12 protein-coding genes are annotated in these 14,586 nt (G+C 44.7%); 7 read left to right on the top strand and 5 right to left on the bottom strand.

Annotated features, from left to right (window positions below; all coding sequences use genetic code 11):
* Window positions 1-254: 254 nt before the first annotated feature.
* The gene (locus NSTCB13_RS26725) at window positions 255-2,885 is read right to left on the bottom strand and encodes a tryptophan halogenase family protein (RefSeq protein WP_448274402.1); all 2,631 of its coding nucleotides are present in this window, start codon (window positions 2,883-2,885) and stop codon (window positions 255-257) included.
* Window positions 2,870-4,372: a tryptophan 7-halogenase gene (locus tag NSTCB13_RS26720; protein ID WP_448274400.1), complete on the bottom strand. Its 1,503-nt coding sequence runs from the start codon at window positions 4,370-4,372 to the stop codon at window positions 2,870-2,872. Before NSTCB13_RS26720 ends, NSTCB13_RS26725 begins: the two co-directional genes overlap by 16 nt.
* 396 nt (window positions 4,373-4,768) lie before the next feature.
* Between NSTCB13_RS26720 and NSTCB13_RS26715 the strand changes: the two genes are divergently transcribed.
* The 7 genes from NSTCB13_RS26715 to NSTCB13_RS26685 all read left to right on the top strand — a co-directional run bounded on the left by NSTCB13_RS26715 (window position 4,769) and on the right by NSTCB13_RS26685 (window position 12,144).
* Entirely contained in the window at window positions 4,769-6,526 is a 1,758-nt protein-coding gene (locus tag NSTCB13_RS26715; RefSeq protein ID WP_448274398.1) for an MBL fold metallo-hydrolase, read from the top strand.
* A gap of 242 nt (window positions 6,527-6,768) precedes the next feature.
* Complete coding sequence (locus NSTCB13_RS26710) at window positions 6,769-9,084, top strand: lantibiotic dehydratase (RefSeq protein ID WP_448274396.1); 2,316 nt, start codon at window positions 6,769-6,771, stop codon at window positions 9,082-9,084.
* Window positions 9,085-9,278: 194 nt separating this feature from the next.
* A complete protein-coding gene (locus NSTCB13_RS26705) occupies window positions 9,279-9,449 on the top strand; it encodes a hypothetical protein (RefSeq protein ID WP_448274394.1) in 171 nt (56 codons plus the stop codon).
* A gap of 195 nt (window positions 9,450-9,644) precedes the next feature.
* On the top strand, window positions 9,645-11,135 hold the full coding sequence (locus NSTCB13_RS26700) for an MBL fold metallo-hydrolase (protein WP_448274392.1): 1,491 nt from the start codon (window positions 9,645-9,647) through the stop codon (window positions 11,133-11,135).
* Between the two features lie 36 nt (window positions 11,136-11,171).
* A complete protein-coding gene (locus NSTCB13_RS26695; RefSeq protein ID WP_448274390.1) occupies window positions 11,172-11,294 on the top strand; it encodes a hypothetical protein in 123 nt (40 codons plus the stop codon).
* The gene (locus tag NSTCB13_RS26690) at window positions 11,254-11,415 is read left to right on the top strand and encodes a hypothetical protein (protein ID WP_448274388.1); all 162 of its coding nucleotides are present in this window, start codon (window positions 11,254-11,256) and stop codon (window positions 11,413-11,415) included. The genes NSTCB13_RS26695 and NSTCB13_RS26690 overlap by 41 nt, the downstream gene beginning before the upstream one ends.
* Before the next feature lie 99 nt (window positions 11,416-11,514).
* Window positions 11,515-12,144 (top strand): Uma2 family endonuclease, encoded by a 630-nt coding sequence (locus NSTCB13_RS26685; RefSeq protein WP_448274387.1) that lies wholly within the window; start codon window positions 11,515-11,517, stop codon window positions 12,142-12,144.
* A 131-nt stretch (window positions 12,145-12,275) separates the two neighbouring features.
* Here NSTCB13_RS26685 and NSTCB13_RS26680 read toward each other — a convergent pair whose 3' ends face one another.
* From NSTCB13_RS26680 to NSTCB13_RS26670, 3 genes are read right to left on the bottom strand one after another with little or no spacing between them, the layout of a single operon-like run.
* On the bottom strand, window positions 12,276-13,175 hold the full coding sequence (locus tag NSTCB13_RS26680; RefSeq protein WP_448265843.1) for a glycine betaine ABC transporter substrate-binding protein: 900 nt from the start codon (window positions 13,173-13,175) through the stop codon (window positions 12,276-12,278).
* Window positions 13,175-13,807, bottom strand: coding sequence for an ABC transporter permease (locus tag NSTCB13_RS26675; protein ID WP_445627309.1), 633 nt, complete (start codon window positions 13,805-13,807; stop codon window positions 13,175-13,177). The genes NSTCB13_RS26680 and NSTCB13_RS26675 overlap by 1 nt, the downstream gene beginning before the upstream one ends.
* On the bottom strand, window positions 13,804-14,562 hold the full coding sequence (locus NSTCB13_RS26670; RefSeq protein WP_445627310.1) for an ATP-binding cassette domain-containing protein: 759 nt from the start codon (window positions 14,560-14,562) through the stop codon (window positions 13,804-13,806). Before NSTCB13_RS26670 ends, NSTCB13_RS26675 begins: the two co-directional genes overlap by 4 nt.
* Window positions 14,563-14,586: the final 24 nt, after the last annotated feature.

The following is a 14,586-nucleotide window of genomic DNA, read 5'->3' as shown; positions in this document are numbered from 1 at the left end:
CTCATAAAAACCCTTTTCCCTTTAACATGCATCCCTTTCCCCCCTCTTGCAAAAGTAACTTTTGCAAGAGGGTCTATTAGTTCTGAAGGGTAAAAAAGTTCGTAGTAAGGACTTTAGTCCTGGATTTTTAAGCACTGAAGTGCTTACTACAAACTCAGAAATACAGCGTCCTCATATCAAGCCCCATTATTTAGTTCTGAAGTTCCCTTTTCCCTTTCCCCTTTAACCTTTTCCCTACCCGAAGGGTTTGACCACTACGCAGGAAGCCAGGTGTGTAACCAACTATCTCGGCGCTTTGCGAAGTCGTAAAGTAAATCTTGCCGTTGCTCGCGCAAGCAGGAGAGGGCTTGATGTTGGGGCATGGCAGTGCTAGCCAGCCCTTTGAGTATTGCGAGTTGGCGTTGCCAAGTGGCTAAATCTTCCACGGGTTCCACAAAGCGGGCGGATACCTGTTGCCCAGCTAATAATGTGTCATAGGAGTGATCGTCAGAGAAAAACTCTGGCGGATGCAGTGTATAAAATAGGGAATTTCGATAAGATAAGGGCGCTCGCTCGCTAAACAATGCTAATCGCTCTACTGCGCCAGAGATATCTGTGTTTCTATTGGCTGCTTGCCAGAAGGGAGTAGATAAACGGTGATTGAACTTGTAGTGAATTCCGAGAAACCAACGCAGGGCATCCCAACGATCGCCGATTTTGCGGTTGAGTACAGATTTCACGCCCTCATCTTGCTTTGATGCTGGAAAGTTGGTAAGTAGGAGTTCCAATTCGAGAACGATCATGTGGATTGCTGTGGATTCTAAGGGTTCGACAAACCCGTAAGAATTGCCGATCGCCACAACGTTGCCTTTCCAAAAATCCTCATGCCGCCCGGAACGAAACTTTACAAGCCAAGGATCGCCCATCCCCGGATTTTTGGCACGCATTTCCTCTAGGGCTTGATCGGCACTACAAAATGCTGAAGAAAACACATATCCCCGATGATCGGCATCTTCAAAAGGGATATTCCAGCACCAACCATTGTTCATGGTTTCGGCGAGAGTATAAGGTTTAATAGTGCCATTATGAGGGACGGTAGCAGCGATCGCTCGATCGGTGCTGAGGGTATCTTGGTAACTTATGAATTTTGAGCCAAGTTTTTCTAGCAACAACGAGCGAAAGCCGGAACAATCAATATATAAATCGTAAGTTAGTTTACGCCCATCCTCAGCGATCAAATGGGTAATGGTTTCACCATCGGCAGAGATCTGGGCATCAGAAATTTGCACGTCAATATGTTGTATCCCGGCAGCGATCGCTTCCTCTTGTAGGTAACGAACAAACCGCCGATTATCGAGGTGATACGCCCAGCGAATCTGATGAAGTAAAGATAACGGCGTCCCATCGCCCCGATCGAAAATCGGAGCGCGATCGCCACTCATCAGCATTGCCCCTAATGACTGATTGTTCAACGTTGAATCATAGAGAAGCGATTCTAGCAAGCGTCCGCGCTGAAACGGAAATGTAAATTCATAATCACCGGGCAGTCCCCACTGAAACTTAATCCCCAACTTCCATGTAGGAAGCACGCGCTGATAAAAATCAACGATGTCTAGCCCTAAAAAGCGGGGACTATGGAGAAACTTAACCAGTTCTGGAGTAGTTGCTTCGCCGACGCCGATCACCGGGATAGCACTTGATTCTAGCAAAGTTACCTTGATGTCTGGTCTGAGAGCGCGAAAGGCTAAAGCCGTGAGATAACCAGCTGTACCACCACCCAAAATTCCTACCGTTTTACAAGGATCGGCTGCTGCACGGATTGTAGCATTGGGTGAGTTCGGCCAGATGCGACCGATTTCTTGGGCAGCCGCAGCGATCGCATTTCGTTGCAGCACTCCCAATGGTTCATCTAATTGCGATGTACACTGCTGACATTCACCGCTAGGAAGCAGCCGCTTAACAGTTCCATCGCCTTGCCGATTAATTTTTACAACGCTGGTGGCGCGAGTTGCTGTTAAGTTCAAACCTAAGATCGAAATTGCTTCTTCAATACATACCTGCGCTATGGAAGGCAAAAGTGGACTATTTGGCTGGTTAAGGATGGGGGTTGACAGTTGCGGCAAAATATCCTGTAAAACCGATGGAATACCTTCTAAGGTGATGACTCGACAACTAAAACAAGCAGTTGCACCCCGAATCACTGTTGGCCCGATGAGTGCTGTTTCTGGGGAAGCAGTGACAAATAAACACGGTGTGCCACTGGCTAGGGCTGACTTGTTGACATCGAATAGGGCTTGATACGGTACACCTTCCAAAGCGCAGATTACAAAGTCGAATTCTTGAAATTCAAGCCCAGAAACACTCACAGCCTCTAGACTATTTGCAGACACTTTCCAAGAGCCATTGAGAAGTATCCGTTCTTGCTGGAGAGCGAGAAATTCCGGCGTTTGACAGGAAGCAAAATCTGTGAATGAGAAAGCGCGGTGATTTTGAAAACCATGTTTAGCAAAGGCTTGATTGAGAGTATCGAGTAACTGGTGATTGCCGATGATAGCGATCGCCTTTTGGCGTACTTGCTCAGGAACGATTGGCAATTTCCAGTCAGAATTTACGAGTGCAGTTTCAGTTACTACTTCCTCTAAGATATGCAACTGAGTTAAAGCCAAGACAATCTCATGTAAGTAGTTGCGATCGTATGAATTTGCAAGTTCAGCATAAATTGCCTCAAGCGATCGCACCCCATCGATTAGCGCCAGTAGTTCGCGGATGGTGCTGGGGCTAATGCCTTCGAGGGCGAACACTTCGCCGTCCACCCAGCTACAAACCTCACCCGTCTCACTGAGGATTAAATGGGCATTGGGGTTAACGCGAGGCACCTGGGGAATGGTATTTATGAAGTCAGCCATTGACATTTTCTTTCTTTAACAACCTGAATCGCCTCATGGATTGATAAGGCGTTAGTACACTGCTTCGTGAAATAATTTTGGATTTGTCGCCAACGATCTAAATCTAAGCTGTCATTGTGGCTTTGATACTTCGTAGCCACTCGTTGACCCATGAGTAGATTCAGATAACCGTTGTATCCAAAAACACTATTGGGACGGAGCAGAATTTGACCAAGGCTTGATGGGCCATTGCTTTGAAAAAAGTCTACTATTGCTCGTGCATCACCAATATCAGTTTGATGCCAGCAGTGTTGCCAGAATTCTGATTCTATTCGGTGATTGAATTTGAAGTGAATCGACAAAAAATCACGAATATCATCCCACTTTTGGGCGATCGCTCGATTCGCAAGATTAATTAAGGCTGGGGTGGGTTGCTGGTCGGAATCAATCAACACATCGCACACACATTTAATGGTTTCACCAATCATATGTAACCCTGTTGATTCTAGAGGTTCTACGAAACCGGAAGCATTGCCCACCGCGACGACATTATTTACCCAAAATCGTTGATGTCGCCCTGACTTGAACCTCACAATACTATGGCGATCGCTCATCAAAGGATTGTGCCGTTTCATCTCTTGCAGAGCATCATCATCATTGATAAAAGCGGATGAATATACATAGCCACGGTTGACTTTATCCGGCAAATCAATTTGCCAACACCACCCACTCTGCATGGTTTGGGCAGTTGTGAAAGGGTTGATTGCATCATCTCGCATCCATGTGCCTGTGACACCAGAATCGCAAAACAAGCTGCTGGCAAAACTGCAAAAGGGTTCTTGCAGAATCTCTCCTAGCAACGTCGAGCGAAAACCAGAACAATCGACAAATAGATCGCCAGCCAGCATTGTGCCATCATCAAACTTGAGTTGGCGAACATAGCCATTTTCGGCGACTTCAATATTTACAACAGGTTTATCAATAATCTTGATATCAATTTCTGTTGCTCTTCTTTCTAAATAAGAAACGAAACTAACATTTTCAATATGGTATCCAAAGCGTTCATCAACTACGAAATCGCCATTTTCTCTGCGGAAGCAAGGTGACTTGCACTGCTCCATCAACAGTGAATAAAGGCTGGATTCTGTGGTGGAATCAAGGCAATAGTAAGCAGTGCTTTTGCTCAAAACACTGAGTTTATCTGCCAGATGAGTCACAAAAGGATAGTTGAAGTGAGACTGACTAGAATCTCCCCAAATAAACTTAATTCCTAGTTTCCAAATAGGTTGTGTTTCTTCATAAAATTGCTCTCGATTTAATTCTAGATACTTATGCAGAAACCAAGGTATCCAAGCGGTAGTCGCTTCACCCACTCCAATAATCGGAATGGTTGTGGAATGGACGACGACCACGTTCAAAGCTGGCATCTTCACCTTCAACGCTAAGGCAGAAAGAAATCCAGCACTCCCCCCGCCAAAAACTACAACATTGTGTATTGTCTTTTCCACACCTATGGCCAGAAATGTTAATGAGAACTTTAGCGCTTCTGGGTTGAGTTCAATACAGACCCTAACCCCCAACCCCTTCCCTATAAGGGAAGGGGAGTAACATTCAAAGCCTCTCCAATAATAAAAGCTGCTCCTTTTCCCTCTCCTAAGAGGAGAGGGCTAGGGAGAGGTAGGAGAGAAAGTGAGGTCAAAGTGTATTGCATACAAACGAGAAGTGTTATATCTAATCTCAGTAATGCTCTATATTAGAGTATGCAAGCTTAATGGAATTTAGGAATTATTTGCTACCAATCTTAGCAATTGATATTTAGTTCTTAACTTCTTTAAACATTTCCATCTTTTGCTGTTTAAATCGGCTAGGATTTTTTGACAGTACCAGCTACGGAAACAATTCTCATGCGTGTCACTATCTGTGGTCATGCTGCTTTATACATCGAAACGATCGATCAACGCATCTTGCTCGATCCATGCTTTTCGGATACACTCGTCAAGGGTACGCTTACGTACTATCCTGGTCGAGTATTTGAGTTAGACAAACTGCCAAACTTAACAGCTTTGGTGGTAACTCATGGACACTTCGATCACTTTCACCTAGAAACACTCCAGAAACTGCCGCGCGAACTGCCCGTAATTACTGCGGATGAACCGGCATTAGTCGAACAGCTGCAAAAAATTGGGTTCTCAAAAATAATTATCTGTCAGCCTTGGCAAGCGATCGCCCTTGGACAAACTTACTTGCTCCCCACGCCTTCAGACCACGAAGAACCGGAGTTTGGGCTGTTAGTTCGAGATGCAACTGGCACATTCTGGCACATGGCAGATGCAGAAGTAACGGCGGAAATTGGCGAACGAATCACCCAAGAATACGGTGCGATCGATCTAATTTCAACCAAGTATCAGCCAGTAGTGCGTGCCAGCATGGGCTATCAGCACGGTATGGGAGCAACCTTCGATAGACAAGGGGTAGTTAGTTGGTTGGAAGCAGCGTGTGCTTGCAACCCTGGTTTGGTTTTCCCTTATGCTTCCGGTTTGTGCTTTAGTGGTCGCCACGCCTGGTTTAACCGCTATGCCTTTCCCTTAAGTTCAGAAGAAACAGTTCGCTTGTTGCAGCGTCGGCTTGGTTCCCCAGAGCGAGCAATAACGGTGCGTCCTGGTGATGCGATCGAACTGCGATCTGGGCAATCCCCGCAACGACACGAACAATCATCTCATTTTGTTCGGGCAAAGCCATCTTTTGAGTTGCGTTGGGAACCAATCGATATCAGCACTCTTACAGGATTGTCCACACCTGAAGAACGGCGTACTTTGCAACGAAAACTGGATGCATTGCTAGCAGGATCTTTTATTTCATGGCTCAAACAAAAAGTCAAACAAGCTGATAGCAGTTGGGCTAGTTTCCCCGCCGAGCAAGTTGTTTGGCAGTTGGTGGTTCATGCTGGAGATGGAGAACGGCTAAATTATGCCATTGATTTCCGCTTAGAGGATTTTTCCGTGTTAGCGGGTGAGCATCCAGAAGCAAACTTCTTTACCCACATCGCCGGACAAGCTGTTGACGATGTGATGACGGGTAAAATGCCGGGGCTAATTTTTTGGCTGGCGGGTGAAGCTCGTAGTTATGAAAAGGTCGTCTGTGTACGCAATAATCGTTTCGAGTCTCCTAAGTGGCCGAAAACACCCGAAGATTTCCCATCAGACCCACTTACTTATTATCTGCGTCATTTTGGTACTGGAGAAACTTCTCTCGTTGAGTCGGAATTGGCTGATGGTGAGTTGGAGAAAGCATCAAATTCCCTTGAAAGTACCAATGATATTCAGATTCTCACCCGCTTAGGTGAGAACGAAGAAGTGATGAGCAAAAAAGTCCTACTGGCTTATTTAGCAGTTCAAGAAGCAGAGCGTTTGGGGCTGAAGATTTCTGATGCGGAAATTCAAACAATGTCTGACTCTTTTCGAGAGCAGTTTGATTTGCTCGATGGCGAAGATACAGAGCAATGGTTAAAGGAAGCAGGATTGAGTCTTGAAGGATACTCAGCTGTAATGCGAGATTTTACCGCAGTACTGAAGTTGGAGCAACATTACACTAGGGCGATCGCGCCACTGCTCGCCAATCATCGCCGGGTGGCTACAGCTCGCTCGCGGAATTTTAGATTTTAAATTTTGGATTTTGGATTCAAAATCTAAAATTTAAAAAGGTTTGAGAGCAAGATAATTTAAACGCGAGAACAAATCTAAAATCCAAAATCTAAAATTAATTGACAGCAGCCCTGACTTGATTGCTGGGGTCAATCTAAAATCTAAAATCCAAAATCCAAAATTTAAAAAGGTCTCAGAGCAAGGTAATTTCAACGCGAGAACAAATCTAAAATCCAAAATCTAAAATCCAAAATTCTTGATTGATGAATCATCCCAGTAAACAATTTGAGTTTGCCCCTGTTGGCATCTTGCGGGCTGCTGCTTGGCCAATTGAGAGTATTCAAGGTTTTGGCAATCAAGAACTCGCAAGTCTAGCGTTAGCAGCCAGCCGTACAAAGGATGCTGATATCTGGAAAGAATATGCAACAGCCTATCAACAGGTACATGAAGACGATCGCCAGCAGCTTTGGCAGATGACCGCAGCAGATTCATGGTTTATGAAAGCCCTGCTATTATCTAATCCCTCCCTCGTCACGGAGGTGCAGCGTGTAGCTTTCCCAAGGCAGGGAAAACGCACTAAAAAAATTCGCCATCTGGAGACGGCGCTGTATCGTTACCTAGCGCGGGCTGCGGGACGAACTACACCTTATGGTTTATGGGCTGGTGTGAGTTTAGTTGAGTTTACCAAGACAGCACAGCATAATCAAGCAGCGGCTCAGTATTCATTTACACCTGACCTCCGTGCTTTTCAAACAATATTGCGATCGCTAGCTCAACGTTCAATTTATCGTCAACGTGCAACTTGGCGATTGAATCCTACCTTGAAGCGACAAGCAGATGGTTCCTGGCGGTTTTGGGGACGCACTCCAGATGGGTTAGTTGAGCAGCGGGAAATCGAGTCTCAGGAAATTGTAGACATCCTCTTGGAAGAACTGACCAAATTGGAGCTAGGGACATTAGACGAACTAAGCAAAACAGTGGCAGCCTCACCTGGTTGGAACTATACAGCCGGAATACAAGATATTCTACATCTCTTCATTGATGGAGGTGTGCTTTTAGGCGGACTTGACCTACCCCAGCGATTTGAAAATTGTTGGGAAGCATTAGCAGTTGCAGCAGACAAGCTGATTGAGCCGGATCGCGGTCTTTGGAACAGCGCTATCCAAGAATTGCATTCCCTTTGCGATACTCTGGCAGCAAAACTTGATTTCCTGTCTCTAGATGCACTTGCAGATAATTTACAACAAGCAAAGACTTATATTCAAGAACTCGCCCAAGCCCTTGGTGTTTCACTCGTTCAGCTATCCGATCTAGTGCTGCACTGTGATTTAGGGCTACCGTTTCGCATTGCCATCGATGAGGCGCAGCAAAACATTTTACTGGAAACACTCGCAGACTACGAGCGTTGCTGGATTCAGGGCGCGAGTCCAGCTTCAGCAATGCGGATGGCGTTTCGTGAGCGACTGAAACAGGAATTTGCGGCGGGTATTGCACTTGGAAATCTCAAATCTACCTTGGTTTCCGAAATGAGAACAGCTCATCGCCATCCTGAAGTCATCACCCGGTTGGAGGCGTGGGAGCGATCGCTGTTGCAAAATCAAGAGGTAGTCGTTCTCCAATCCAGCAGTAATTCGCCAAAGTCGGCTTTGTCCACAGCTCCTTTTGGTTGCTTGTTCGCGGGTGTATTTGAGTCTTTCCAACTGGTAGTTCACGGGATTAGTGACGATCCGGTGCCAATCTTTGCCCGATTTCAAGACTTACTTAATGGAAATAATTTATTATATTCTTGGTTTCAACAGAAGCTTGACTGTTTAGCCAGCCAACATCAAATTCAGGTTGCAGAATTACAAAGTCCCTTTGAGCCAAACCCAAATGTTTTAGCTCGTCCCAATTTCAACATTCTTCCTATTGAATTGTGGGGCGCGAGTCAAGATAGTTTATCCCTAGTCGATGCAGAAATCTTTCTAGATCCCAAAACACAGTTGCCTTTTTTAAAATTGCGATCGGCTTCACTAAAACCTGTTGCAGTGTTTTGGTTTTCCTTGGCTGCGGTTAATGCTCGCGACCCCATCTCTGAGCAGTTACTTTGGACTACCTTTCAAGATAACCCGATGGCAATCTTTCGCGCTGCCACAGTGCCGATGCAGATTGAACTGACTGTACCTCGTTTTACTCCTCGTATTCAGTTACCAAAAGAAGCGATCGTCCGTCCTCGGCGGACAGTTTTGAGTGGGCAAGTCTTAGCAGAACTCGCCCAATTGACTGAAATAGAGCGCTTTGCCAGATGGCAGCAATTAGCTGCTGAGTATGGCTGGCCGATGCTGCTTAATCTGCAAATAGAGGATAAGCCTTCACTGCTTTTACATCGGGACAGCCCTTTAGCCCTAGAGTCCTTTTTCAAAAAAGACTTACAAAAACACACCCGATGGTTAATTGTAGAAGAGTTAGTCAATCAACCTTGGCTACTTGATTCTAAAGGGCAGCATTATATGGCAGAACTTGCCTTACCCTTTGCTCGTGCCGAACATGGGTGGTCATCGCGTAGAGATGAAATGTCGATTATGAAGGTGGCTGGCTGAAAAAGAAACAGGACTTAGGAAAATCGAACCGCAGAGGACGCAGAGGACACGGAGGAGAATAAGAGTTTTAGAGATGTCTTGCGTAAGTTCTAAGAAAGGAGGAACAGGCGTACAGCTTGGTATTTCGTGCTTTAGACCTAGCGTGTACACACAAATCTTTTAGAGTTACTGTGTAACGTAGGGTAAATTAATTTTTGCAGGTCGATGCAATTAAGGTGCAGGGCGATGCATTAAAGGTGCAGGGCGATGCATTAAAGGTGCAGGGCGATGCATTAAAGGTGCAGGGCAATGCATCAAAGGTGCAGGGCAATGCAACTACGGTGCAGGGCGATGCCAATACAGTTTGGTTAAGGTTTTTTGATTGAGATTCTACATGACAAAGACGCGATAAATCGCCGTCTCTACAACAATCAATTCTTTGTAGAGACGGCGATTTATCGCGTCTCTTGCTTAACCGAACAGGTCGATGCAACTAAGGTACTTGTGTGTACACCTAAGGTACTTTAGATCAGGGCTAATCTTAAATTGTAGACTTTTAATTTTTAATTATTAACTTGCTTATGATACGTCAAAGATTAAGCAGTAACATTAAATTTCAACTCATCTATCAGGACGAAACCAAGTTTGGTAGTGCTGTGACTGGACAATGTGACATCACCATCCGTCGCTACTGCGCCAGCATCACAGCACACCGTAGTCGATATGGTCTTGCAAATGTGGTGGCTCATGCACGTGAATTACTGGCACAGACAATGGTTCCGGGTGGTCTGGCGGATTTGTATCAGCGTCCTAATATCCTCTTGGAAGATTGGCTATATCCCGATCCCAAAGCCGTTAAACCCGTAGCCCTTGAGCTAGAACGCAATATTGGCGAAACTATCGTCATCCCAAAATTATCTTCCAATCTCCTATCTGAGCTTGCTTTGTATCTGGGAGAATGGCAACAAGGAAGTAATGCTCCAACTACAACCATTGCTCGCGAGTTATGGAACGCATTGGGTGATTATGGCGCACTGGTTGAAGTCAACGAATTATCCGTCAAGCCGCAACTAGGCCATGCCACTTTTGTCGGTCACTCCACCCTCCGGCTCAGTGATGGCAACTTTAGCATTCTCTTCGATCCATTTCTGTTGCCCAAGTCTGAAGTTTATCCGCCAAACTACCAACCCCTCAGCTTAGAGGAAATGGGACAACCCGATGCAATATTTATCACCCATTCTCACCCCGATCATTTTGATTTAGGAACCTTGCTGCGAGTTGTTGCTAACACACCAATCTTTGTTCCCGAAGTGAAGCGAGAATCTGTACTGGCAATTGATATGGCGTTGCGGCTGCGTCAGCTTGGATTTGAGAATATTCACACATTACGCTGGTTTGACGAAACTCGAATTGGTGGAATGCGAGTGATTGCCCTGCCCTTCTACGGGGAACAGCCAACGGTTGCTCAAGCCCTCCACCCAGAGATTCGCAATGCGGGCAACACTTACCTCATTGAATACTGCGATCGCCGTGTTGCGCTCACCGCAGATTCAGGGAGTGACTGTCTAGGAGATGTCAAAAAACTCGCAGCCGTAGCCTTAGAGCGTTATGGTTTTCTTGATACTTTATTTGGTGGATATCGAGGTTTCGGACTGTATCCGATTCAGTATCTCTTTTCATCAGTCGCTCGCTATCTTCCTTTTGTGCCGGAGAACAGCTGGCAAGTCCGCCAAAAGATGATGTGCGATGCCGATGATTTAATTGATGTAGCGGAAATTTGGAATGCTAAACGAATTGTACCGTACTCTGATGGCGGTGCGCCTTGGTATTGGCAGCGCGGTCTTGGCCCTTGTCTTGATGGATCGCAAGCACACATTATGGCAGTCGATCCAACCCCAGAGCATGTTTGCCAGGTAGCAAGTGTGCGCTCTGGAACCCGCAAAGATGGAGCGATCGTTTCTCCTGTACCGATTTGCTTGCTTCGCCCTGGAGATGCCCTTGCGTTTGCCCAAGAGGATACGCAAGTAATTCAAAACCAATCTTGGCCATATTCTATGATTATTGACAACTAAAGTTATTCCAAAAATCGATTCAGGTAGGAAAAACTTATGGCAATTATCATTGGAACCAGCGGTAACGACACCCTACAGGGCGCTTCAGATTACTACGATGACACCCTAACTGGTGGCGGTGGCAACGATAACCACTCTTCTCCAACGATTTATTTATAACTCCACTACAGGTGCATTGTTCTTTGACTCTGATGGTAGTGCAGGCGCATTTACTCAAGTACAATTTGCCGAATTATCTCCTGGGTTGTCACTAACGAACATTAATTTTGTGGTTGTTTAATCGTTATCCTTGATGTAATGCGATGTCTGGCGACAAGCCGCTTCTCTACGAGAGGCTTTGCCAACACGTCTGTGCCAATATTTAAAATGTGAGCTAGTTATGGATACCGTAATTACACCAGAAAGAATCGAGTTACCACCTGGCGCAGTGTTGAAGCTTTTGGGAGATTGGAAAGACTATCAAGTATTGAGTCAGCAACTAGGCGATCGCTCCTCGCCTCGCATTAAATATCGCAAAGGAGAAATTTTACTGATGGCACCGCTACCAGAGCATGGAAGAGATGCGAGTTTGCTAGCAGATATTGCTAAGGTTTTGCTGGATCATTTAAACCGTGCATACGAATCATTTACGCCCATTACCATGAGCTTGCCAGAAATTAGTGGTATTGAACCAGACTTTTGCTTTTATATTGAAAATTCCAGAGCAGTAGTAGGCAAAAAAAGAATTAATTGGGAGTCAGATCCACCACCAGATTTAGCAATTGAAATAGATGTGACAAGCTACACTGACGTTAATGATTTCTTGCCTTATCGAGTGCCAGAAGTTTGGATATTAAAGAATAATCAGTTATTAATTTATCGATTGCAGGGAGAAAGTTATGCACTTACAGAAAGCAGCTACTTTCCTAACGTTAGAGAAATTGTGCAGCAATGTCTCCAAAGAGCTAATGAACAAACAACAAGTGAAGTCATTAAGTGGTTAAGAAACTATTTACATGGACAACAGTAGTACAATAGACTTCTTGGCATTTGTCGGGAAAAGGGGAAAAGGTTCTGCAAAAGTCCCTTTCCCCTTTAACCTTTACCCTTTTTCCCAAGAGTGCAAAAAGCACAAATGCCAAAATTACCAATTACGAATTATTATAATCCCTTCGATTTCCGAAACTCCTGGACAACATCTTTAACATTACGTAATTCTCCCTCAACTAAATAGTTTAATTGCCGCATTTCATCTGCTGAAATCTTGCCAGCGAGGGAAGCGATCGCTGTTCTTAATTCGGGATATTTTTTTAAAGTTTCTTGTCGAACAATTGGTGCAGCTTCATAAGGAGGAAAATATTTTTTATCGTCCTTTAGCACCACTACATCCAAGCGGGAAATCTGCCCATCTGTGGAACTACCCGCCACCATATCTACTTGTTTTTGAATCAAAGCACGATACACTAAACCCAAGTCCATAATTTGGGGAGGTTTAGCAAAAAGTAACCCATAGGTTTTAGCTAATCCCGGAAAACCATCTTCCCTTTCCAAAAATTCATAGCCAAAACCGCCGCGCCACTGAGGTGTATATTGAGAAGCTTGGGAGAGAGTTTGAATATTGTTACGCTTGGCATCTTCACCCCGGATAATCATCGCAAAAGTGTTTTCAAAACCCAAGGTTGGCATGACTTCTAAATTAAATCGTTGGGCATAAATTTGTTTTAACTTCTGATAAAGTTCTTTAGGGTCATTAATTGCTTTTTGCTTTAAAATTCCAGTAAAAGATGTGCCTGTGTACTCAATATATGCATCAATTTTTCCAGAAGTAATCGCACTATGACAGATAAAAGAACCACCCAAACGGAAGCGACGATCTACTTTTAAATTAGTTGTCGCCTCAATTTGCTGTGCTAATAGTTCACCTAAAATATCTTGCTCAGTAAAATCTTTGGAAGCAACAACTATATTACCACTGCTACTACTATTTAAATTCGGCGTGCAGGCAGCGATTGCCAATAACAAGGCAAAACTCAAAAAGCAAAGTGTGAAAAATCTCTTCATTAATTTTTAATTTTTAATTTATTCTCTATCCAGCCAATTACAAAGTCAGCCAATAATGCAATTACTGCCGCCGGAACTGCACCAGCTAAAATTAACTGATCGTTCACTACTGATATGCCGCGAAAAATAAATACTCCCAAACCACCAGCCCCAATTGCGGCGGCAATAGTTGCAATACCGATGGCAATTACTGTTGCGACTCGCACACCTGCTAAAATTACTCCCATTGCCAAGGGAATCTCAACTTGCAATAACAATTGTCTATCTGTCATTCCCATACCTCTCCCAGCTTCTCGAATAGCTGGATCGATGCTAGTTATACCTGTGTAAGTGTTACGAATTATCGGCAGCAAAGAATATACAATCAGGGCAACAATTGCTGGTACTGCACCAATGCCGCCAATTATGGGAATAGGAATGAGTAAGCCAAACAGCGCCAAACTGGGAATAGTTTGGAAAATATTCGCGATGCCAAGAATTGGTTGACGGAGATAAGTTTTACGTGTAATTAAAATACCTAATGGAATGCCTACAAGGATGGCAATTCCAATGGCGATGCCTACTAAAAATAGGTGTTCTAGAGTATGCTGAAGAATTTCTGGTGCATACTTAACCAGGAAGAAATTTTTCATAAAGTATCTTGCAGAGAACGCAGACATTCGAGAAAGGCGAGGCTTTCTGGGTGTTGCGATCGCATAAATTCATCTTTTGTCCCCAATACTATCAATTTTCCGCCAGACATTAAACCAATTCTCGATGCCAACACAAAGGCTTCTTGAATATCGTGGGTGACGAAAACAACTGTTTTGCCTAACTCTTGCTGCAAATGCCGAAACTCTTGTTGCAGTTCGAGGCGCGTAATTGGATCGAGTGCGCCAAAGGGTTCATCCATCAACAACACTGGCGGATCTGCTGCTAAAGCCCTGGCTACACCGACTCTTTGCCTTTGTCCTCCCGAAAGTTCGTGCGGATAACGTGTGGCGAATTGTGCTGGTTCTAAGCCTACCAATTGCAACAGTTCATAAACCCGCATTTTAATTTGTTTCGGTTGCCACTTTTCTAAAGACGGGACTAAACCCACATTGCGTTCGACAGTGAAATGGGGAAATAAACCAATTTCTTGAATGACATAACCAATTTTTCGCCGCAGTTTAATTTCATCCCATTGAGTTGTGGGAATACCATCAAATAAAACTTCGCCTTGTGTAGGTGTAAATAGGCGATTGATTAACTTCATTGTCGTGGTTTTACCGCTACCACTGCGCCCAAGTAATACCAGTGCTTCTCCTTGGCGAATGGTAAAATTGAGGTTTGACACCAATGGGCGATGATTGCGGCTAAGGGTGACATCGCGGAATTCGATGGCGGTTTGGTTATTTTGCGGCATGAGTGGCTTTTGGGGGACGCTAGC

The organism is Nostoc sp. DSM 114160, from assembly GCF_053470305.1.
The sequence above is the reverse complement of the archived record's forward strand: the minus strand, read 5'-3'. Positions and strand labels throughout refer to the sequence as shown.

Excerpts from the sequence above, each read along its gene's own strand:
- NSTCB13_RS26680 (WP_448265843.1), bottom strand. The coding sequence starts at position 13,175 with ATGAAGAGATTTTTCACACTTTGCTTTTTGAGTTTTGCCTTGTTATTG.
- NSTCB13_RS26675 (WP_445627309.1), bottom strand. The coding sequence starts at position 13,807 with ATGAAAAATTTCTTCCTGGTTAAGTATGCACCAGAAATTCTTCAGCAT.
- NSTCB13_RS26700 (WP_448274392.1), top strand. The coding sequence starts at position 9,645 with ATGATACGTCAAAGATTAAGCAGTAACATTAAATTTCAACTCATCTAT.
- NSTCB13_RS26670 (WP_445627310.1), bottom strand. The coding sequence starts at position 14,562 with ATGCCGCAAAATAACCAAACCGCCATCGAATTCCGCGATGTCACCCTT.
- NSTCB13_RS26715 (WP_448274398.1), top strand. The coding sequence starts at position 4,769 with ATGCGTGTCACTATCTGTGGTCATGCTGCTTTATACATCGAAACGATC.
- NSTCB13_RS26710 (WP_448274396.1), top strand. The coding sequence starts at position 6,769 with ATGAATCATCCCAGTAAACAATTTGAGTTTGCCCCTGTTGGCATCTTG.
- NSTCB13_RS26725 (WP_448274402.1), bottom strand. The coding sequence starts at position 2,885 with ATGGCTGACTTCATAAATACCATTCCCCAGGTGCCTCGCGTTAACCCC.
- NSTCB13_RS26695 (WP_448274390.1), top strand. The coding sequence starts at position 11,172 with ATGGCAATTATCATTGGAACCAGCGGTAACGACACCCTACAGGGCGCT.
- NSTCB13_RS26685 (WP_448274387.1), top strand. The coding sequence starts at position 11,515 with ATGGATACCGTAATTACACCAGAAAGAATCGAGTTACCACCTGGCGCA.